At 71.8% G+C, this 20,698-nt stretch carries 14 protein-coding genes and 2 pseudogenes; 8 read left to right on the top strand and 8 right to left on the bottom strand.

The window, feature by feature from the left end; genetic code table 11:
• Positions 1–3: 3 nt before the first annotated feature.
• Both RMN56_RS22635 and RMN56_RS22630 read left to right on the top strand, forming a co-directional pair.
• The gene (locus RMN56_RS22635) at positions 4–1,266 is read left to right on the top strand and encodes a DUF58 domain-containing protein (RefSeq protein WP_313719527.1); all 1,263 of its coding nucleotides are present in this window, start codon (positions 4–6) and stop codon (positions 1,264–1,266) included.
• Entirely contained in the window at positions 1,242–3,587 is a 2,346-nt protein-coding gene (locus RMN56_RS22630) for a transglutaminase TgpA family protein (RefSeq protein WP_376787221.1), read from the top strand. The genes RMN56_RS22635 and RMN56_RS22630 overlap by 25 nt, the downstream gene beginning before the upstream one ends.
• A 198-nt stretch (positions 3,588–3,785) precedes the next feature.
• Here RMN56_RS22630 and RMN56_RS22625 read toward each other — a convergent pair whose 3' ends face one another.
• Entirely contained in the window at positions 3,786–7,796 is a 4,011-nt protein-coding gene (locus RMN56_RS22625) for a carboxypeptidase regulatory-like domain-containing protein (protein WP_313719526.1), read from the bottom strand.
• Positions 7,797–8,715: 919 nt separating this feature from the next.
• Positions 8,716–10,138 (bottom strand): annotated as a pseudogene (locus tag RMN56_RS22620) (NF041680 family putative transposase).
• A 603-nt stretch (positions 10,139–10,741) separates the two neighbouring features.
• On the opposite strand from RMN56_RS22620, the gene RMN56_RS22615 reads away from it, so the two are divergent.
• Complete coding sequence (locus tag RMN56_RS22615) at positions 10,742–11,317, top strand: winged helix-turn-helix domain-containing protein (RefSeq protein WP_313719525.1); 576 nt, start codon at positions 10,742–10,744, stop codon at positions 11,315–11,317.
• Positions 11,318–11,601: 284 nt separating this feature from the next.
• Entirely contained in the window at positions 11,602–11,829 is a 228-nt protein-coding gene (locus RMN56_RS22610) for a winged helix-turn-helix domain-containing protein (protein WP_313719524.1), read from the top strand.
• Positions 11,830–12,145: 316 nt separating this feature from the next.
• On the opposite strand, the pseudogene RMN56_RS22605 reads toward RMN56_RS22610, so the two are convergent.
• Together RMN56_RS22605 and RMN56_RS22600 are read right to left on the bottom strand one after the other, a co-directional pair.
• Positions 12,146–12,286 (bottom strand): annotated as a pseudogene (locus tag RMN56_RS22605) (helix-turn-helix domain-containing protein); the annotation flags it as partial.
• A 171-nt stretch (positions 12,287–12,457) separates the two neighbouring features.
• The gene (locus tag RMN56_RS22600; RefSeq protein ID WP_313719523.1) at positions 12,458–12,988 is read right to left on the bottom strand and encodes a hypothetical protein; all 531 of its coding nucleotides are present in this window, start codon (positions 12,986–12,988) and stop codon (positions 12,458–12,460) included.
• A gap of 842 nt (positions 12,989–13,830) precedes the next feature.
• On the opposite strand from RMN56_RS22600, the gene RMN56_RS22595 reads away from it, so the two are divergent.
• The gene (locus tag RMN56_RS22595; protein WP_313719522.1) at positions 13,831–14,274 is read left to right on the top strand and encodes a hemerythrin domain-containing protein; all 444 of its coding nucleotides are present in this window, start codon (positions 13,831–13,833) and stop codon (positions 14,272–14,274) included.
• Positions 14,275–14,416: 142 nt separating this feature from the next.
• Here the strand turns inward: RMN56_RS22595 and RMN56_RS22590 are convergent, their stop codons facing one another.
• From RMN56_RS22590 to RMN56_RS22580, 3 genes are all read right to left on the bottom strand, one after another.
• Positions 14,417–15,223: a hypothetical protein gene (locus RMN56_RS22590; RefSeq protein WP_313719521.1), complete on the bottom strand. Its 807-nt coding sequence runs from the start codon at positions 15,221–15,223 to the stop codon at positions 14,417–14,419.
• Positions 15,192–15,566: a hypothetical protein gene (locus RMN56_RS22585; protein ID WP_313719520.1), complete on the bottom strand. Its 375-nt coding sequence runs from the start codon at positions 15,564–15,566 to the stop codon at positions 15,192–15,194. The genes RMN56_RS22590 and RMN56_RS22585 overlap by 32 nt, the downstream gene beginning before the upstream one ends.
• Before the next feature lie 92 nt (positions 15,567–15,658).
• Positions 15,659–16,639, bottom strand: coding sequence for an LLM class F420-dependent oxidoreductase (locus RMN56_RS22580; RefSeq protein ID WP_313724835.1), 981 nt, complete (start codon positions 16,637–16,639; stop codon positions 15,659–15,661).
• 198 nt (positions 16,640–16,837) lie between these two features.
• Between RMN56_RS22580 and RMN56_RS22575 the strand changes: the two genes are divergently transcribed.
• Positions 16,838–18,073: a low temperature requirement protein A gene (locus RMN56_RS22575; protein ID WP_313719519.1), complete on the top strand. Its 1,236-nt coding sequence runs from the start codon at positions 16,838–16,840 to the stop codon at positions 18,071–18,073.
• A 53-nt stretch (positions 18,074–18,126) separates the two neighbouring features.
• A complete protein-coding gene (locus RMN56_RS22570) occupies positions 18,127–18,978 on the top strand; it encodes a DUF1028 domain-containing protein (RefSeq protein WP_313719518.1) in 852 nt (283 codons plus the stop codon).
• A gap of 10 nt (positions 18,979–18,988) precedes the next feature.
• Here RMN56_RS22570 and RMN56_RS22565 read toward each other — a convergent pair whose 3' ends face one another.
• Positions 18,989–19,699 carry a maleylpyruvate isomerase N-terminal domain-containing protein gene (locus tag RMN56_RS22565; protein WP_313719517.1) on the bottom strand — a complete coding sequence of 237 codons (711 nt, stop codon included), beginning with the start codon at positions 19,697–19,699 and terminating at the stop codon, positions 18,989–18,991.
• A 158-nt stretch (positions 19,700–19,857) separates the two neighbouring features.
• Here RMN56_RS22565 and RMN56_RS22560 point away from each other — a divergent pair, with 158 nt between their 5' ends.
• Complete coding sequence (locus RMN56_RS22560; protein ID WP_313719516.1) at positions 19,858–20,673, top strand: DedA family protein; 816 nt, start codon at positions 19,858–19,860, stop codon at positions 20,671–20,673.
• Positions 20,674–20,698: the final 25 nt, after the last annotated feature.

Here is a 20,698-nt window from a genome sequence, read left to right as displayed (position 1 = left end):
CCGGTGGGGATCACCGCCCGGGGTGTCGGGCTGCTCGTCGCCGCCGTCGTGCTGCTGGGGGTCGGCTTCCGGTACGCGTACCCGGAGCTGACCGTGCTCGGCGCGGCGGCCGGTGTCGCGGTCGGGTACGCGCTGGTCACGGCCGCCTGGCGCCCGCGGCTGACGGTCGAGCGGGTGGCCGACCCGGACCGGGTGGCCCGGGGTGAGCCGGCGGCCATGGTGCTGACCGTGCGCAACACGGGCCGGCTGCGGGCGGCGAACCTGGTGGCCGAGGACCGGTGCGGCGGCCGGCTGGTGCCGGTGCCGCTGCTGCGGCTGCGTCCGGGGCGGGACACCGAGGTGCGCTATCCGGTGCCGACCCGCCGCCGGGGGGTGGTGCCGGTCGGGCCGCTGCGGGTGACCCGCCGGGACCCGCTCGGGCTGGTGGCGCTGGCCCGCGCGTACGGGGAGCCGGCGCCGGTGTGGGTGCACCCGCGCATCCATCCCTTGTCGGCGGTGCCGACCGGCGCCGGCCGCAGCCTGGACGGGCGCACCGACAGCGTGCCGCACGGCTCGATCACGTTCGACTCGCTGCGGGAGTACGTGGTCGGCGACGAGCTGCGCCGGGTGCACTGGCGGACCAGCGCCAAGGTGGGCGAGCTGATGGTGCGGGAGAACGTGGACACCAGCCTGCCCCGGCTCGTGGTGGTGCTGGACAACCGGGCGGTGGCCCACCCGGACCGGGACGCCGGGGTGGCCGAGTCGTTCGAGTCGGGGTGCGAGGCGGCGGCGTCGGTGGTGGCCGCGGCGACGCGGGAGGACCTGCCGGTGAGCCTGCTGCTGGTCGCGCCCGCCGCCGAGGAGCCGGCCGGAAGCGCCGAAGCCGCCCGGTCGCCGCGCCGCGGCAGACGCGCCGGGCGCGAGGTCTCGCGCGACGGCTCCGGGTCGCCGCACGGCGGCGGACACGCCGGACTGGATACGCCGCGCGGCCCCCTGGACCGGCTCGCCGCGGTGCAGCTGGCCGACGGCGGGGAGGACGTGCTGCGTACCGCGCTGAGCCGGCTGCGGCAGGACCGGCTCGGCGACACGCTGGTCTTCCTCACCGGGCCGGGCGCCCGCGGCGACCTGGGGCACGTGGGCGCGCTGCGCCGCGCGTACCCGTCGGTGGTGGTCGGGATGTTCGGGGCCGCCCAGCCGACGGCGGCCGGCGCGGCGGGCCTGGTGGTGGTGGACGCGGCGGACGGCGCCGAGTTCGCCGCCGAGTGGGACGGGATCCGCCGGTGGTGACCGTGACCCCGCCGCGCCCGGCGGTCGACGCGCCGGTCGGGCCGGCCGGCGGCGGTCATCCGGGTCCGGTGGCGCGGGTGCTGCGGGCCGTGCCGGTGCCGCTGGCGCTGATCGTCATGATCGCCCTGGCCGGTGTGGTGCTCGGCCGGGTCTACGCGGACCCGCTGCTGACCCGCCTGACGGCCGGCGCGGCGGTCGGCTCGGTGCTGGTGAGCGTGGCCGCCCGGCGGCTGCCATCCTGGCTGGTGGCGCCGCTGTCGGTGGCCGCCCTGGCCGGCTGGGCGCTGCTGTCGCTGCGGCTGGCGGCCGCCCACGCGGCGCTGCCCGGCGGCCTCGGCGAGGTGGCGGCGGACGCCGCGCGCAACGCCATCCCCCGGCTGCTCACCGCGATGATCCCGGTCGAGCCGGCCCCGGACACCGTGCTGGTCCCGGTGGTGGCCGCCTGGCTGGCCGGGCTGGCCTCCGCCGAGGTGGCGCTGCGGGCCGGCCGGGTGCTGCTCGGCTACCTGCCGCCGATGCTGCTCTACGCCGGCGCGCTGTACGTGGTCGGACCGAACGCGGGCCCGGCGGTCGGGCCGACGGTGCTGTTCGCGGCGGTCGCCGCCGTCGGCCTGGCGGTGCCCGGCGGGCGGGCCGACCCGGCCGGCGCGGATCCGGTGGCCGGCCTGGCGCCCGCCGTGCGCGCGGCCGTGCGGCTGCGGCTGCTCGCGGCGAGCGCGGCCGGGGTGGCCGTGGTGGTGGCCCTCGCCGCGCTGGTCGCCCCGGTGGTGGCCTGCCGGGTGGACGACCGGCCGGTCGACCCGCGCCGCTACGTGGAGCCGCCGCAGGTGGAGTCGCTGGACGAGAACCCGCTGATCCGGATCTCCGGCTGGGCGCTCAACCCCGACCAGAAGCTGCTCGACGTGCGCACCGAGGCGGGCGCGACGGACGCCGGGCCGCCGCGGATCCGGCTGGCGGTGCTCAGCGACTACGACGGGGTGACCTGGCGGGTGGGCGCGACCTACCGCAACGCGGGGCGGATCCTGCCGGCGACCGAGCCGGCGACCGGCACCGACACCGACACCGAGCCGGTACGCCAGGAGGTCACCGTGGCCGACCTGACCGGGAAGCTGCTGCCCGCCGTGCCGACGCCGCGCGAGGTGACCGGGGCGCGGGTGGCGTACGACCCGGCGACCGGGACGCTGATCCGCCCGGAGGGGCTGGCTCAGGGGCTGCGGTACACGGTCGACTCGGTGCGGGAACGCCCGGACACGAACCTGATCAGCACGGCGAACGTACCGGCCGGCGACGCGGTGGCCCGGGTGCTGCGGGTCGCCGACGGGGCGCCGGAGCAGATGCGCCGGCTGGCCACCCAGCTCGCCGAGGAGAACGGCGCCCCGTACGCCCGGGCCGCCGCGATCGCGGACTTCCTGGCCGAGCACTACCGGGTGACCGCGGACGCGCCGAGCGGGCACGCGTACCCGAACCTGGCGTTCTTCCTCTTCGGCCCGCGCAACGGCGGCGGGCAGCGCGGCACGTCCGAGCAGTTCGCGGCGTCGTTCGCGGTGCTGGGCCGGTTGGCCGGCCTGCCGACGCGGGTGGTGGTCGGCTTCGAGCCGAAGGCGGACGGCCCGGTTCGGGCGGCGGACGCGTACGCCTGGCCGGAGGTGCTGTTCGAGGGTGTCGGCTGGGTGCCGTTCGACCCGATGCCGCGCCCGGACGAGGAGCCGCGCCCGGTGGAGGAGGACTTCCGGCCGAAGCCGGAGGACCCGCCGCCGTCGGAGGTGCCCGCGCCGACCGGGGAGCCCACACCGACGCCGCCCGCGGCGGCCGCCCCCGACCGGCGCGGCGCGAAGGCCGGACCGGGTACGCCGGCGCTGGTCGGCGGCGGCGTCGCCGGCCTGGTGCTGCTGCTCGGGGCGCTGCTGCTGACCCTCGCCGCGCTGCGCCGCAACCTGACCCGCGGCCGGCTGGCCCAGGGCGAGCCGGGCCGCCGGATCGCGGGCGCCTGGCGGGAGGTGACCGACGCGCTGCGGCTGGCCGGCCACCCGGTCGGCGCCGACCTGTCCGCCGCGGAGGTCGCCGAGCGGGCCCACCACACCCTCGCTGAGGCCCAGGCCGCACAGGCTGCGGGTCAGCACCTCGACCGGGCGGGCGGGGTGGATGAACTGGCCGGCCTGCTCAATCAGGTGGCCTTCGCCCCCGGCACGGCGGCCCCGGCCCAGGCTGACCGGGCGGCGGCTCTCGCCACGGCGTACGTTGCCGCCCTCCGCGCCGCACGCCGCCGCTGGCGCCGCCTCCTGTGGACCGTCCATCCCGGCCCCCTGCGCTGGCGTCGCTGACGGGTGAGTTCCCCTGGGCGGCGAACGCCACCCGCCGAGTTCCCCGGGCCGGCTCGCCCCCTGATCCTGATGCCGGCGGAGCAGGCCGTTCAGGTCCGTTCGATGACCGACGGCGACCCGGCCACCTGGATGGTGACCGGGTCGCCGTCGTACAGGACGCACGCTACGGGACGCGCGCTACGGCGCCCCGTGTACGCGCTACCGGAGCGGGTCGAGCGAGAAGTCCGCTGTGGCCGTCTTGCCCGCCTTGAGCGTGACCTTCGCCGTTTCAGGCGCGTAGCCCTGGACGGCGACGACCAGCGTGAGCGGGCTCAGCGTCGAGTTGATCCAGTACGCGTACGTGCCGTCGTCCTCGGTGACCAGCGTCTGGCGGTATCCCTTGCCGCCGGTCACCTGGACGATGGCGCCACCCAACGGCTCGCCGGTGGCCGCCGAGGTGACGGTGCCGGTGACCTTGCCCCACGACTTCGGGGCGGTGACGTTCATCGACACCGGCACCTCACCCACGCTATACGGCGTGTTGGTGCTGGCACCGATCGCGGCGGAGTACGCGCCCGGCTGGTCGACGTCGGCCGACATGGTCGCCTCCACCGTGACCGACTCGCCCGGCTCGAGCGTGACGGACGGCCTGTCGAAGGACACCCAGTCCGCCGGAGCGCCGCCCGTGCTACCCGTCACGTTCATCACGATGTGCATGCCCGGGAAGCCGATCGAGGACGTGTCGGCAGGCTCGGAAATGCCGCAGTCCACCGAGGCGATGTACGACGGAGCCGTCTGGCCGGCGTTGTTCGAGCCGATGAAGAAGTAGCCATCCGCAGGGACGCTCACCTCGACCACCAGGGTGGCACCGGACGGAACCGCGCCCTCGACCGGGACCGTCACCAGAGTGCCGTTACCGGCCGGGACCGTGGCGTCGGCCGAGCCGATGAGCGTCATGTTGGCGTACCGCAGCTCGCCCTCGAGGGTGTAGAGGTTGACCGTGAGCGGCTGGCTCCCCTGGTTCGTCTCCACCCCGAACGACACGCTCGACACGTCCAGGCCGTTGAGCCCGAAGTCGGCCAGCGTGAACGTCCGCAGGTACGAGTTGTTCCGGGTGGTGAGGCCGTTGTTGCACGACGCCGAGTTGCCGGTCATGATCGCCTGCGACGCGGAGTGCGTGATGGTCATCTCGTCGGCCGGGATCGGCGCCGCCTGAGGCGTCACCGTCTCGCCCTTGACGTTCGAACGCGACATCGACGAGCCGGCCGCCGACAGCTTCCCCTTCGGTGCCACCGACGCCGGGACGGTCGCCTTACCCTTCACCGCCGTGAGAGCACCCGTGGCGAGCGGCGCGAACGCGCCGCTGCGGGCTTCCAGCTCGACCGACGCCGGGGCGGTGCCCTCGTTGGTGATCGTGAGATCCTCGGTGTGCGAACCGCCCATCGGCAGTGCGGCGTGCGTGTCGCCGTCCGAAGCGATGGTCACCTTGCCCGCGGCCAGCGCGGCGTCGAACCTCACGGTGCTGTCCTCGGTAACCATGACCGAGCCGGTGGCAGCCTGATACTTCGGCGCCGTGATCTTGACCGAGTAGCCACCGGTGAGGACCGACGTCGAGTACGTGCCGTCCGCTCCAGTGGTCACGGTCTTGCTCTGGGCCTTGGAGGAGACCGCCACGGTCGCGCCGGAGATCGGCGCACCCGTGTTCCGGTCGGTCACCGTGCCGGCCACCGTGCCTCGTGGCGCGGAGTCGTAGTGGATCGACATTCCGGCGTTGATCGCCGGGGTGTTGTAGGAGAACTGATGGGCGATGGTGCCGTTCTCGTTCTCGATACCCACCGTGGCCGAGCTGCCGGCCGCCGCTCCGCCCGAGTTCGCCCCGTAGCCGAGCTCGATCTCACCGTTCTCCAGCAGGGTCGCGGAGAAGTTCGTCCGCTCGGCGCGGTTGGCGTAGAACGTGACGTTTCGGAACTCGAGGACGAACGCGTCCACGCCGTCGAGCTGGGTGGTCGCGGTGTAGAGACCCGACGAGGCGTCGAAGTACAGGTCGTCCCACAGCGGGTAGATCGCGGCGTTAGGTGCGGCACTGTTCGGGATCGCGGTGTTGCTGTATGCGGTCGAGAGCCCGGCGAAGTTCACGTGGCCGTTGGTGGTCACGTACGCCGTCGCGTAGTCGCCCTCGTAGTACGGGAACGAGAACGGCAGCGGCACTGTGGTCGCCGCGTCGTCACCGGTCAGGTTCACCCGGGTGTCACCCGTGGCGGCCCCGTCGCTGCCGACCGTGCAGAAGTACCCGAAGTCGTCGTACCGACGGGCGATCTCGGCGGTAACCGTCTCGTCACCGTCGACGACGACCTCCTGCGAGAACGCGCTCGTGCAGGTGCCGCCCTCGATCGAGATCGTGTAGGTGCCCTCGGGCACGTCGGCGAACGCGAACGCGCCGTTGGCGTCGGTGGTGACCGGGCCGATCGGTGCGGAGATGCTCACCGTGGTGCCGACGAACGGGTTGCCCGTGGCGATGTCCGTGACGGTGCCGGACACGGTGTGGCGTGGCGCGGCCTCGAGGTCGATGTCCACCGTGGTGGTCGCGTCGACGGTGACCGTGGCGCCGGTCGGGGCAGACGGCAGGTAGCCGAACGCCGAGGCCGAGACCTGGTAGGCGCCCACGGCGACGCGGGCGGAGTACGTGCCGTCCGTGCCGGTGGTGACGGTACGGTCGTGCTCGCCGTCGACCGTCACGCGCGCCCCGCTGATCGGGTCGCCGTCGGCCTCGGTGACGGTGCCGGCAACGGTGCCCATGTCACCGATCGGCGCAGCGTCGATCAGCGCGGCCAGGTCGAGCGTGCCCTCGCCGTAGACGTTGTTGTTCTCGGCGGTGCCGCCGCACGAGGTGTCGTCGACGTTGTGGGCGGTCTGGTTCAACAGTTCCCAGGTGCCCGGAATGTCGCCGATCAGTGCCGGTGCGGCGCTCCACAGTACGGCGACGGCGCCCGCGAGGTGCGGTGCGGCCATCGAGGTGCCGTTGTAGAGCTCGTACCCATCACCAGGGACCGAAGAGCGAACGGCCACGCCCGGGGCCGAGATGTTCGGCTTGATCCCGCCGCCCTCACCCGGACCGCGCGAGGAGAAGGACGCGATGCGGCCCGAGGAGTCGACCGCGCCCGTCGAGTAGTTCGTAGTGTTCGCGCCCGGCGAGGAGGTCGTCTGGCAACCGGGACCGCTGTTGCCCGCCGACCAGGCGCCAAAGATGCCGGCGGCAGCCCACGCGTCGGTGATGTCCTGGTACCAGTCGTCGATGGCCCCAGCGGCGACCGCGCCCCACGAGTTGTTGACGACCTGCGGCCGCTTCGCCGGGTCGGCGTCGGTGCCGTCCGTGCGGGTCGGCGCGGTGATCCACTGACCGGACTCGAGCAGGTCGGCGTCCGAGCAGGTGTCGCAGCCGTTGGCCTCGATCCACTGCGCGTCGGGCGCGACACCGATCTGGTTGCCCTGGCCGTCGTCGCCCATCATGGTGCCCATGGTGTGGGTGCCGTGTCCGTTCACGTCGCACGGATTGCCGCCCCCGCAGCGCCCGGAGGAGTCGAACCAGTTGTAGTCGTTGACGATCGTCCCGTCGGGCTGCCGACCGCGGTAACCGTCGGCGAGTGCCGGGTGGTCGAACTGGACGCCGGTGTCGACGCTCGACACGACGATGCCCTCGCCCGTGAAGCCCTGGGCCCAGACCTCAGGGGCGTTGATGAAGTCGAGGCCCCACTCGACCGTGGCCGGGGCGTTCGCCGGCGCCTTCTCGCGCTTGACCGGTTCGACGAGGTTGAACTTCGTGGTCTCGGTGATCTGGCTGACCTCGGACTGCGCGGCGAGCTCCTTGGCGAGCTCCATCGTGCCGTCCTCGACGAGGATGCGGTTGCTGATCCAGAAGCTCTCGTAGTCGGCGCCGTTCGCCTCGAGCTGCTGGATCACGTCGGCCTGGGACGTCTTGGCCGTGCTGGTGAGCGCGTCGTAGACGTACTGGCCGCGCTTGCCCCAGTCGGCGATGTTCGGCGCCGCGTCCAGGTTGGCCTTCGCCGACAGCTTCACCCAGAAGTCCGCCGAGTCGTGCGTGGTGAGGGTCTTCTCTACGGCCGAGGTGAGCTTGTCGGCCGGGTTGGCTGACGGTGCTGTGGTCGACGGCGCGGCGAACGCGGGTACTGCGCTCGCCATCGCCGTCGCGAGAACCGCGAAAGCCGCTGTCACGACTGACGCGCGTCTCACATGCCTGGTTCGTGTATGCACGGAACCTCCATGTACTAGCGCGCCGCAGAGACAGGACGCGCACGACATCCCACGGTCGTGGGTTATAGACCAACATGGATCATGCGGCACAGGGGGGTCTACCCGGCGGCATGGCCAACTCGGGAGCACTCCGGTCAACTCGCGGCTAACTGATGGTCAGCGCGTCATAACCGTGCGGCGTTTCCGGGTCCTCGTCCCAACCCCACGAGATGGCGGGTTCTCCGACATGGCATGACTCCGACAGGGGCGACCGATGAGTAAGTCACGAGGCCGCACGCGCAGCACATATCGACCCCGGTCGTTGGATATTCGGAAGCGGCCCGCCTGCAGGGAAGGACCACGTGGCCCGAACGACCAAACCGCTAGTACCTGGCAGCAGCGGACAACCGCGCCGGTTGCGCTGGGCGTAGTGCCCATGGGACTCACCATCGTGCCGGGGACCAGCACCGCGAGTGCCAGCCCACAGCCGACTGAGACCTACGTGATGCAGATGGCACTCGACCGGTCGTGGCCTACGAGGGCGGAGTTGTTGCCGGCCTTGCCGCACCCAAGCCCGCCCCGGGCACAAGGTCGACCCGCAGTCGGCAGGGTCGTGTCGTACGTCGACCACCAGAGGCCCGGCACGCCGCCGCCCTCAGCCGAGTCGGCGGCGGCAGGAAGCTCTACGACTTCAGTAACTCCTTCGACGGTTCGCCGCTCGGCGGACCGCCGATCAAGGAAAGTGTCCCCGACCCCGGCGACCGGGCGGTGCTGTGGACGGCAGACGACCACCTCGTGGCTCTCACGTCGCTGCTCCCGGCCGACTCAGGATGGATCCTGTCACGCCATGGGCATCACCGACTCCGGCTGGGTCACGGGCATCGGCCTCTAAGCTTGACATTTAACCTGTGCGCTGTTTACGGGCGGTGATGCTCAGGTCGCGTTTGGCGGTTTTGCCGACGTCGTCGCGGGGTGCCGGCCTGCGGTTGGTGGAGCCGGGTGGGCGTCCGGGGCCGGCTCGCCGGGTTTCGGCGCACCGGCGGGCAGGGCGCTTTTCGCGCGTAGGTTCCGAAATCCTCGACGGACGCGGGCGGGAGTGAGCCGGGCTGGTGTGGTGGTTCGTTCCCATGGAAGGCGCAGGTCCGCGGCGAGGGGTCGGGCGAGGCCGAGTTGAGTGTGGGCGACGATGATCAGCCAGGTCCAGCGGTCGGCGGCCTCGGAAGTACGCAGTTTCGGTCGGGTCCAGCCCCGGGTCTGTGTGAACAGCCGGAACGTGTGCTCCAGGTCGGCTCTGCGCAGGAACGCCCGCCACCACCAGTCCACGTCGGTGGCGGTGACGCCGACGGCGGAGCACCACAGCCACACCGGCTTGGGGTCACGGTCGCCGGGCAGGTGCTCGACCTGTAGCCGGATCAGGGTGCCGGCGATGACGGGCAGGTCGCCGTGGTGGTCGATCCAGCAGGTGCGGCGGGTCAACCGCGGGTGCAGCCGGTCCCAACTGCAGGCGTTGGCGGTGCCGTAGCGGCTGGTCTCGGTGGTGGTGTGGCGCTGCGGCGCCGGCCAGGTGGACGGGTTGTCCAGGCGGAAGTCGGGCCCGTGTTTGGGCGGACCGCCGGTGCTGGCGGGCAGTTGGGGTGGCTTCGGCAGTCGTAGTACCCGGTCGGCGCGGATGCGGCCCAGCAGTTGCACCGGCAGATCGGCCAGGACGAACGCCAGTCGGGTGATGTCGTCGCCAGTGTCGGCGACGATCAGAATCTCAGGATCACCGTCGCGCCAGTGCCCTGCGGCGATGCGGCGGTCGACGACGTCGCGGAGCTGGTCGACGGTCACGGCGGTGGCGTCATCGGCGGGTCCGAGCCGGACCGCGTCCAGCACCACGATCCAGCTGGGACCCGAATCCAGCGCGGCGACAAGCGAGTACGGCCAGCCGGGAATCAGCTGAGCCTGACCCTTCGCCCGGCCGTAGACGTGGCAGAACAGCCGGTCGGCCGAGGTTGATGCGTCCGGGCGCAGCCAGTTACTGACATCGCCGCCAGGGCGATCCGACCGTCCGCCGTCCTCGCGGGCGGGACCCTGTTCAAGGTGGTCCGCAACCGGTGCACCTCGACGCGGCCGCGGTTCAACCCGTCGTACAGCGCGCGGTGACCACGCCGCTGCTCGGCCTTCAGCGTGAGATCGACCAGACTGTTGCACAGCACCGCGTCGGTGAGCTCGAACAACACGTCCGCCCGCCGGGTCAAGCACTGATAGAAGTCCCGACGCAATCCCGCCAGCACGGATGCGGGGTGAGCCGTGGGCGTGTCGGGCCGGACGAGCTCGCTCAGGTAGTCCAGAATCGTGGCCACGGCCACCGTCCTTGATCATCATGTCCTGCCAGGGAACCCGAAGATCATCAAACGGTGGCCGTCTTCTGCCTCCACGACAGGCCACATCCACACAGGATCGACCAACCCGCCGGACACCGGAGGTTGAAGGAAAAGCCAAGGTCGACGGTGTAGCGCCAGGAGGGGCTCCTCGTCGGCGAGTCGCCTGATCAGATCGGCGAGATCACTGTTCCGACGGCCTGCCGTGTCGCTGCTGGTCAACGCCACACCAGCGTAATGAGCCCTACACTCCACCCGGAACCGACGGGCAATTTCTGCCCAACTTCGTCATGGCCCCGGCGATAACTGTCAATCTTGGCAGCTGCTAGTGGCAAGTTGCTCACGTCCTGTGCTTGATCGCTCATTCACATAGTTCATATGATCCTTTCGGGTAGCCGACGTGATCCGCGCGGCGCCCAGAGGGCTTGGGGGGGTCGGTCCGGGTCCTACCAGCGTCTGCTCGTGTTCCATATCCGGCCCGCGACGCAGGCGGAACGCAGTAGGCCACAGGTAAGGAGAAAGATGACTCTCGCTCGGGGGGAGAAGTCCATCAAGGACGTCCGGATGGAACGTCCACCGGGAGCCGACGACGCGACCGTGGTCATCGCGATCGCCTCCTCGACGGAGGAGAGAGTGCGCCTGGCGTCGCTGGTGACCGGCCATGCTCCGGTACTGCTGGTCTCGTCGCCGGAGGAGCTCCTGTCGCTACTTGTCGGCAGCGCCACGCCCGCCGAAGCCCCGTCAGTCCATCCACGCGTCGTCGAGCCGCTCTCGCGAGCCCTCATAGGAACGGTTGATATCGTCCCGGAGGTCGACTCGGACAGGCGGGTGGCAACCTGGTCCGGGCGCACCGTGCCCCTGTCACCCCTCGAGCACGACCTGCTTCGGTACCTACTGCTGGCACGACTCGGCCGCACCTGCACCTTCGAGTCACTGCACCGCGCGGTCTGGGGCAACGACCACCTCGGCGGCCGGGGCGACGTGTGGTCGGTGGTGAAGCGACTCCGCCGCAAGCTCGACGAATTGGACTGCCCGCTGCGGATCCAGGCGGTGCGCGGCGTCGGCCTGCGTCTTGTCGACCCCGGCGCGGTGCTGTCATCGAACGCCGAAGAAGCACGAGAGAGCCGAAACCAGATCTGAGGGTGACGCGCCTTCCGGGTCCTCCAGATCGACATGTTCGGGTCCGACCCGGGCTACATAGTGCCGGAGCCGACCCTTGAGCTCTGCTGGATCGGAACTGATCCGAGGATCCGCACGGATCCGAACTGAATCGCCGTCGGCAATGATGCTCAGCCGTTGGCGCCAACCCAGGATCACAAGACACCACTCGCGCCCAGAGCATGTGCGCCTAGTTCACTAGGTCAGTCGGAGGTTGAGTGGAGCTAGGGCCCGTGATCTCATCGGGGCGCCAACCCAGGAGTGACATGCCCCGACGAATGACCTACCGCCAAATCGCGGACGACATCGCCGCCCGCATCGCCACTGGCGAGCACCCACCCGAATCCAAGATTCCTTCCTACAGTCAGCTCTCAGAGCTTTACAGCGTTTCGGTTGCAACTGTGCAGCGTGCACTTCTGGTGCTGCACTCCAGAGGCGTCGTGTATGGGGAGCCTGGGCGGGGCGTCTACGTCAAGGGGCATGACGACTCATGAAGTAAGGCGAACCAGGAGACGTGGACGTTACGCCGACTGGTGGAGCTGCCCCCGATGGACGCCCGCGGGAGCGTACCAAGTCCGGTGCTATCAGTGTTCGTCCACGAAGTCGTGCAGGTGGGGGCAGTTATGGGAATCATCTTCATGTTGCGTTATTTGCACAAACCGGTGCCCGGCGTGTCCGGGCGATTAAGACGCCGCTAAGCCGACGCAACCCGAGCCCTGTTCCCCTCGCCACGCTCGGCCCAGCTGCGGCTGGCCGCCCTGCACGCCATCGACGCCGTGCACCGCTTCGTCGACGGATCGAACCCTTCGCCGCCCACCGATACCGCGGCGGCTCGTCACTGGCCAGGGCCCTCTTCACGGTGTTGCGAGACATCTTCAACCGCCGTGCGATGGCCTGGATCGCCATGCCCTCCGACCGCCGAAGCCGCCGGATCTCCGCCCAGTCCTCCACGCTCAGCACCTCCCGATGCAACAGGAGGTGGTCCAGATTCAGCCCGCCCGGGACCACGTGGTCAGGTTTTCAGGCGGAGCCGACACTGGTTCTGGGCGGAAGTTTGGCGGACGGCGAGCCCTCCCAGACGTGTGGACCAGGCATGGCCCGTCTCGGGACGTCGGGTGCGCGTCAGGCGATGGCTGGATCGGTCTGTTGCTGGAGTCTGCGGTTCCACCAGCCCGGCCGCCGCTGCGCCAGGTCCTTGAGCCGCAGGTGTTCGGCGTGTTGCAGCACGATGAGCATCGGGACGAGGGCGAGCGCCAGCAGCGGGAGGTAGCGGGGTGCCGAGCGGTTCTCCCAGACCAGCCCGGCGACCGCCGCTCCGCCGGACACGTAGAGGATCGGGTTGTAGAACGTCATGAGCTCCGGTCCCATACCCTCGCACTCGCGCAGCCGTGGCAGGCCGAGATAGCCGCGCTCACGCGGCCATCCCTGCAGGTGGGCGATCACCGCGGCCAGCCCGATTCCGTTGCAGGCGGCAAAGGCGGCGTCGCTGGAGGGCGGGTAGCTACCCGCTGCCCGCCAGACCGTGGCGGCGCCAAGCGCCCACAGTCCGGCGGCGGGCACCGGTCCCAGGATGGAGGCGGTGGGCATGCCAACTCCGGCCCCGAGCTCGAAGAAGACGTGCGCGGCGACCCCTGCGGTGGCGAGCCGCGTCATGGGTCGGATCGGCCGACCGGACCGTCCCGGCGTGCCGCCGCCCTTCTGCCCGATCCTGGGTGTCAACAAGGCTCGACCTTTCGACGTTCGCGAAGGCAGTCGTCACCGGTCCGCTCCAGGCCGGCCCGGTCGCGGTACCCGCTTCCCGTCGACCTACTCCTCGGTTCCTCGGGCGGAGGTGCGCCCGCGCGGGCGGCGGGCCTGCGAGGTGTGGACCGGGCGCTGGTCATGCGGCCTGGTCAACAGTTCAGCCGCTCGTCAGTTCAGCCGCTCGTCGACTTGCCGGTGGCCACGGCGGACTCGGTGGTCCTCGTGGGCCACCTCACCACGGTGGAGCACCTTCGCCCGACGCCGGAGTACCCAGCCGGAGAGCGCCGCGAATCCGGACAGCACGAGGAAGATCACGATGCTGATCTCCGCCGTCCGCCGGGCGGCACCGGCAGCCGCGTAAAGCAACGCGGGAGGTGCCAGTCCCGCCGCGCCGGCCACCGCGAGGTAGCCCCAACGGCTCGCGCGGACCGATCCGGTAGTCGTGCTGCCGCAGCAGCACCGAGGCGAGCGGCACGACGAAGAACCCCGACCGAGCGGGCCACAGTGCAGGGCCGTCCGCGAGGACGCGAGCAGCCTGGTCCATCCGCATGGCCCGCATAAGCATGGGTAGCTGGCAGATTGAATGGTCCGGTTGCACATCTGTACGGCGGCCCCTCGACGGAGGCGCCTTCGCCGGGTCTCATGGGTGAACTCCACGAGTTCGTCAGCGGCGCCGGCCAGTTGCCGGTCCACCCGGCACCACTGCATACGGGGGCTCGGTGCACAGCCGGCGTGGGAGAGGTTGTGGCGGCATGGCGGTTTGTCTCCAGGAGACGGGCGCAGACGCGAACAGGAAGAAGCAGTTGGTCAGCCAGATTCTCGAGGCGCTGACCATGCACACCTACATTGAGAACGAGTGCATGTACCCGGAGACCCGCAGGCTGGTGCCGAACCTCGATGAAGCGGTGCTGGAGTCCTACGAAGAGCACCACGTCGCCGACGTCCTGGGCTTCGAGCTCGCCATGATGAGCCCCGATGATGAGCGTTTTGAGGCCAAGACGATGGTGCTCATCGAGGCGGTCACCCATCACATCGAGGAGGAAGAGAAGGAGTGGTTCCCGAAGGTGCGTGAGGCCGTCTCACCGCAACAGTTGCAGGACCTCGGGGCCAGGCTGGCGGCAATGAAGGAGAAGGCGCCCCGGAAGCCGACCGCCCCGCGCGCGCTGAAGAAGGCCATGGATGCGGTGCGGGCCTGAGCTGAGGAACCCGGCCCGGCCCTGCCGCTGATCCCCGCCATCGCGGAACGCGGCTACGGCCGTCCCAGCAGCAGTATCGCAGTGGTTCCCGCCATCCGCCGCGCTAGTTGTGCTCGCTGGTCCCAGCCGCCGTGGGTTTTCTCTAGCTCCAGGGCTGGTTGGTACAGGTTTCCGGATTTGACTGAAGAAAATGTTGCCGGTCGACCTGGACGGCCATGAGCCCCTCGAAGCCGGGCAAACCGGAGCGGCCACCCGCGCGTCCCGCGCGAGTCGCCGCGCCAGCGGCAGGAAATAGCGATGCGAGCAGCCAGCCCGTGCACAACACCAGGTCCGGAGCGTTCGCCGCACCGAGGACGGCGGCGTGGATCCGGGTACCCGCTGCCCGGGTTAACTCGGCCTGTTGCCAGCTGTTCATCCCAGCCATCGGACGACCGGCCGCGACGGCCCAGGTCAGCAGTGCTGCTGCGGCGCCGACGCCGCGCAGTGCCATGCGTCGGTCCGGTCCAGCCGCCACGGGCTCAGCCGGTGCCGGCGGCCGACTGGTACAGGTTTCCGGAGCTGGCCGGGCGGGCTGGTCACGGGACAGATGCTTTCGATCAACCTGGACGGCCATGGGTCTCTCGACGCGCCCGGGAGTCAGTCGGGACTGCGCGACTAGAGCCCGACCCATGGTCCCGACGACGGCCTCCCGCCGCGGCAGCCGGACCAAGTTCACGATCGTGCGCGCCACCCGTTCCGGCGGGTACACCGGGGGCATGGCCAGCACGGCACGACCGGTGTAGTTCGCTGCGTGCTGGAACAACGGGGTGTCGATCGTCGCCGGTAGAACCGTGCACACGTCGATGCCGCGTGCCCCTCCAGACTCGTGCAGCTTCAACCGGCCCAGTCCGGGCAGCGCCATGTGCATGCCGTCGGGTTCAACACGGATCGTGCCGGTGGTGAACCGCACGCTCGGGATGCTGTGTCGGCGGGCCTTGAGTCGGGGGGAAGCCGACCGGCCGTCCGGCGCGGGTGGCGCTGCGCGAGTGCGACCAGTTCTTCAAGGCACGGGCGAGGGCATCAAGGCCGGTGTTGAACGCTTCCTTGGAGTAGTCCTGCCACCACGGCGCTACCTCATCCTTGGCGGCGTTCCACGCCTTGCGCAACGCGGGCAGCGACCACGAGATCGATGGTGTGAGTTGGTCGGCGGAGATGCCGTAGGTGCACTCGGCTGCCCTGTGGCCCATGACCGCTTGCACCCGTTCCAGCGCCCAGTTGTGCGCCTTACGGGCGGCGCCGGCATGACCCAGCACGGCGCGTTCTGCCTGGCACTGAGGTCTAGGGCGAACCGGTACGCCAGGATCACCCATCACGTCGGGTTGTCTCCGATCGCGGCCTCAACGGCTCAGCCAGCCTCCACGCCGGTCCGGGAGAGCCGCGGAATCAGCCCGGCCAGGGCCGCCGCGCCGCCGGCGGTCAGTTCTGGGGTGGGCAGCAGCGCCAGGACGGGCACGTCCACGCCGTGGTCGGCGTACCGGCGGGCCCGGGCGACGCACTCCTCGGGCGAGCCGTGCAGGATCAGCGCGTCGACCACCTCGTCCGGCACCGCCGCCGAGGCGCCCCGCCGGTCCCCGGCGGCCCACGCCTCCCACATCGGGCCGAGGCTGTCGTGGCGCCCCAGCCAGCGGTGGAAGGCCGCGTACGCCGGCACGGTCAGGTAGCCGGTGATCAGCCGGCGGCCCAGCGCCCGGGCGTACGTGGCGTCCTCGGTGGGGCAGACGAAGATCCGGGCGGCGACCTCGAAGCCGGGGCGGCGCTCGCCCAGCTCGGCCAGGGCGGTCGGCACGTCGTCGGCGGCCAGCCAGTTGAGGATGACCCCGTCGGCCTCGGCGGCGGAGAGCCGCAGCATGCCCGGGCGCAGCGCGGCCAGCAGCACCGGCGGCGGCACGGTCGGCGGGCGTTCCAGGGTGAATCGCCGGACGGTGAAGGTGTCGTACGCCTCGTCGACGGTCTCCCCGCGCAGCGCGGCGCGCAGGAAGCGCAGCACGTCCCGGGTCCGCTGGAACGGCTCGTCGAAGCGCACCGCGTTCCAGTCCCGCACGAGCACCGGCGAGGAGGCGCCGATGCCCAGCGCGAAGCGCCCCGGCGCGGCCTCGGCGAGGGCGGCGGCGCTCATCGCGAGCAGCCCGGGCCCCCGGGTGAAGACCGGGGCGATCGCGGTGCCCAGCCGCAGCCGCGGTTGCCAGGCGGCGGCGAGCGCCAGCGGGGTGAACGCGTCGGTGCCGGCGACCTCCGACGACCAGACGTCGGTGAAGCCGGCCCGGTCGAGCGCCGTGTAGACCGCGGCGTGGTCGGCGAGGGTGACGCCGGCCAGCGGCACCGTTATGCCCCATCGATTCGTCACCGGTCGATCGTGCCCGGTCACTGGCACCCGGAGCAAGATCCCGACCGGCGGCTCCAGGTCGCGCCCGGGGACGCGCCGAGCTGGAGATGGCCGCCTGGGCGATACGGACGATAGGCCGTCCTACGCCCGGAAAGAGTGTTACGACTGCCAGGTGGGGTGCACCGGGGTCGGGAGGCGGCGGTGAGGATCCCGGAGCCGGCCGCCCTGCTCCGGCCGGGGAGCGGCCCGCACCGGGCCACGTTCCTGGAGCTCTTCTTCGACCTGGTGTTTGTCTTCGCGCTGACCCGGATCTCCGCGCGCGCCTTCGAGGACCTGGCGCTGGAGGGTGGCAAGACCGGCTGGACGGCGGTGACCGGGGGCGGCAAGACCCTGCTGCTACTCCTCGCGCTCTGGGCGGTGTGGCAGGGCACGGCGTGGACCACCAGCCGGTACGACCCGTACCACATCTGGCTCCAGACGGTCGTGATCATCGCGCTGGTGGGCAGCATGGTGATGGGGGTGACCATCCCCCGCGCCTTCAGCTCGATGGGGCTGGGGTTCGCCGCCGCGTACGTGGCGGTACAGGTGAGCCGGCCGGGCATCCTGCTGCTCACCCTGGGCCGGCTCCAGCACCGCCGGCTGAAGCTGCGCATGCTGATCACTTTCAGCGCGACCGGGGTGCTCTGGCTGACCGGCTCGCTGCTGCCCACCGACGCGCGGGTGACGCTCTGGGCGGTCGCGCTGCTGCTGGAGTACCTGGCGGGCCGGTTGGGTTGGCCGGTGCCGGGGCTGGGCCGCTCGACCGTCTCCCGCTGGGACATCCACGGCGAGCACCTGGCCGAGCGCTACCAGCAGTTCTTCCTGGTCGCGCTCGGCGAGACGATCCTCATCGCCGGCCTGGCGTACAGCCGGGCGCCGGACGACGCCGCCCGCACCGCGGCCTTCGCGGCCGCGCTGCTCACCACGGTGCTGCTCTGGCGGATCTACGTCCAGCGGGCCGGGCGGATCCTCGGCGAGGCGGTGACCCGGGCCGCGCACCCGGCCAGCATCGGCCGCTCCGCCGCCGACACCCACCTGGTGATGGTCATCGGCGTGGTGGCCACCGCGATCGGCTACGAGCTGGTCAACGAGCACCCGACCGGCCACAACCAGGTCGGCTGGCTCGCCATGATCCTCGGCGGTCCGGCGGTGTTCCTGCTCGGGCGGGCGCGCTTCGAGTACGAGGTGTTCGGCCGGGTGTCCCCGTCGCGCTGGGTGGCCGTCCTCGTGCTGGTGCTGCTCATGCCGGTGCTCAAGCCGGCGTGGCCGCTGACCGGGGCGATCGCCACCCCGCTGGTCGCGGCGTTCGCCGCCCCGCTCGTGCTGCTCGGGGTGGCGGTGGCCGACGCCCGCCGCGCCTGGGGCCGCCCACCGGAGGAGGCCGCCCCGCCGTTCTGACCGTGCCCCCGTCGGGGCCGCTGACCGCCCCGCCCCGGCGCTACGATCCGCGGGTGACCTTCTCGATCGTGGCGCGTTCGGCCGACGGGCTCCTGCATGGCATCGCTGTGGCCAGCAAGTTCCTCGCCGCCGGGGCGCTGGTGCCGGCCGCCGAGGCGGAGGTGGGCGCGATCGCCAGCCAGGCCCACGCCAACCTGGCGTACCGGCCGCAGGGGCTGGCGATGCTGCGCACCGGGGTTCCCGCCGCGGACGTGGTCGCCGGCCTGATCGCCGCCGACCCGGGCCGTGACGACCGGCAGCTCGGCGTGGTGGGAGCGAAGGGCGACGGCGCCACGTGGACCGGGCCGCGCTGCCACCCTTGGGCCGGTGGCGCGTCCGGCGACGGCTGGGCGGCACAGGGCAACATCCTGGCCGGCCCCGAGGTCGTCGACGCGCTCCGGGACGCCTGGCTCGGTAGGGCCGACCTGCCGTTCCCGCAGCGGTTGCTGGCCGCCCTCGCCGCCGGCGAGCGGGCCGGGGGCGACCGGCGGGGCCGGCAGAGCGCCGCCCTGTTCGTCGTGCAGCGGCACGGCGGCTACGCCGGCACCGGCGACGAGTTGGTCGACCTGCGGGTCGACGACCACCGCGACCCGGTCGGCGAGCTGGCGCGTCTGCTCGACATTCACACGCTGCTCTTCGGCAAGCCCGACCCGGCCACGCTGCTCGACCTCACCGGGCCGGTCGCCGACGAGGTCGAGGCGCTGCTGGCCGCCGCCGGCCACCCGGTCGGCCCCGCTGGGGTGGAGGAGGCGCTCGAGGCCTGGGCCGGCGTCGAGAACCTGGAGGAGCGCATCGTCCCCGGCCGGATCGACCCGATCGTCCTGGACTACCTGCGCCGCACCACGGCGCCGGCCGCCGGCGCCTGACCGCCGCCGGTCAGCCGCCGAAGGAGAGCCAGCGCCAGCCCGTCCGGTCCAGCACGGCCCGCTCCGCACCGGTGAGCGGCACCCGGCCGGTGGCCTTCCGGACCAGGGTGAGGGCGTCCCAGCCGAGCTCGTCGGGGACCGTCCGACCCCCCGCGGCGCGTCCGCCGGGCCGCGACCCGAGGCCGTCGCCGGCCAGCAGGTCGGCCACCACGGCCGCCGCGGTCGGGGTCAGCCACGGCCGCCGGTCCAGCGCGTCGGCCAGGTCCAGGCCGTGCACCGCGACCTCCACCACCCGGGTACGGAGGAACTCCGTCAGCGCCATGGCGTCGCCGTGCCGGGTGCGGACCAGCCGCCCCGGCGGCTCGGCGGCCACCGCCGCGTCGGCGGCCCGCCAGGCCCGCGCGAAGCCCTCCGCCACCTCGGGTACGCCGGGCAGCTCCCGCGCCTCCCGCCGGGCGCCGTCGATCCGGTCCCGGTCGACCTCCGGCGCGAACTTGGCCGCCCCGAAGTAGCCGGCGGCGTCCACCTCGGCGCGCTCCGGGGCGGGTGCGGCGAGCATGCCGACCAGCCGGCCGGCGCCGGTGCGCACGTGCGCCAGCAGGTCCCGGACCGCCCAGGGCGGGCAGGGTGTCAGCCGGTCCAGGTCCGCGGCGTCGAGCTCGCGCAGCACCCCTTCCAACCGTGCGCACTCGTCGCGGAACGCCGCCCGTACCGTGTCCATCCGTCCGTCCCGCTTCCTCGGTGAGCCCATGGTGCCGACCGATTATCCGCTCGCCGCCCGGGTGCGGTTTTCCACACCCCGGCCTGCTGTGGTCGACCTTTCAGAGTCGGCGGCCGACCTCATGGTGCCGGCCGCGGTGGGTTCCTAGCGTCGTGGGCATGATCTTTTTGTGGAATGCGACGCGTGCCGGCTGGGCTCAGGAGGCTGATCCGCCGGGCGGCCTGGTCGGGTTGGTGACCGACCTGGTGGAGCGGCTCGGTGCGCCCGGGGCCGGCCTGGCGGTCGCGTTGGAGAACCTGTTCCCGCCGATCCCCAGCGAGGTCATCCTGCCGCTGGCGGGCTTCACCGCCAGTCAGGGCCGGATGAACCTGGTCGCCGCGATCGTCTGGACCACGATCGGCTCGGTGGTGGGTGCGGTGGCGCTGTACGCCGTCGGTGTGGGGCTCGGCCGGGACCGGGTTCGCGCGATCGCGGCACGGCTGCCGCTGATCAAGCTGAGCGACATCGACCGGACCGAGGCGTGGTTCGCCCGGCACGGGGTGAAGACCGTCTTCCTCGGACGGATGATTCCGATCTTCCGGAGCCTGATCTCGATTCCGGCCGGGGTGGAACGGATGCCGTTCGGCACGTTCCTGCTCTACACCACGCTGGGCAGCCTGGTCTGGAACACCGTGTTCGTGCTGGCCGGTTACGTGCTCGGGGAGAACTGGCGTGCCGTCGAACCGTACGTGGGGACGTTCCAGAACGTGATCATCGCGGTCTGCGCCCTCGTCGTGGGGTTCTTCGTGGTGTCGCGGCTGCTCGGGTCGCGGCGGAGGCGTCCGGCCGTTGACGACGGGCCGGCAGCGGGCACGCCCGAGCCGTCTCGGTCGGGAGCGCGTGGCGCAGCACACCGGCACCACGGGGCGGATCGCCCGGCCCATGCCGCACGGGGCACCCTGTACGGCACGCCCCGCCGGCCGGAGGCAGGTTGACCGGCGGCGGGAGGGGCGGTGGCCG

Source organism: Micromonospora halotolerans (genome assembly GCF_032108445.1).
Taxonomy (GTDB): domain Bacteria; phylum Actinomycetota; class Actinomycetes; order Mycobacteriales; family Micromonosporaceae; genus Micromonospora; species Micromonospora halotolerans.
Note: the sequence above shows the minus strand (reverse complement) of the source record. Positions and strands in the feature narration are given on the sequence as shown.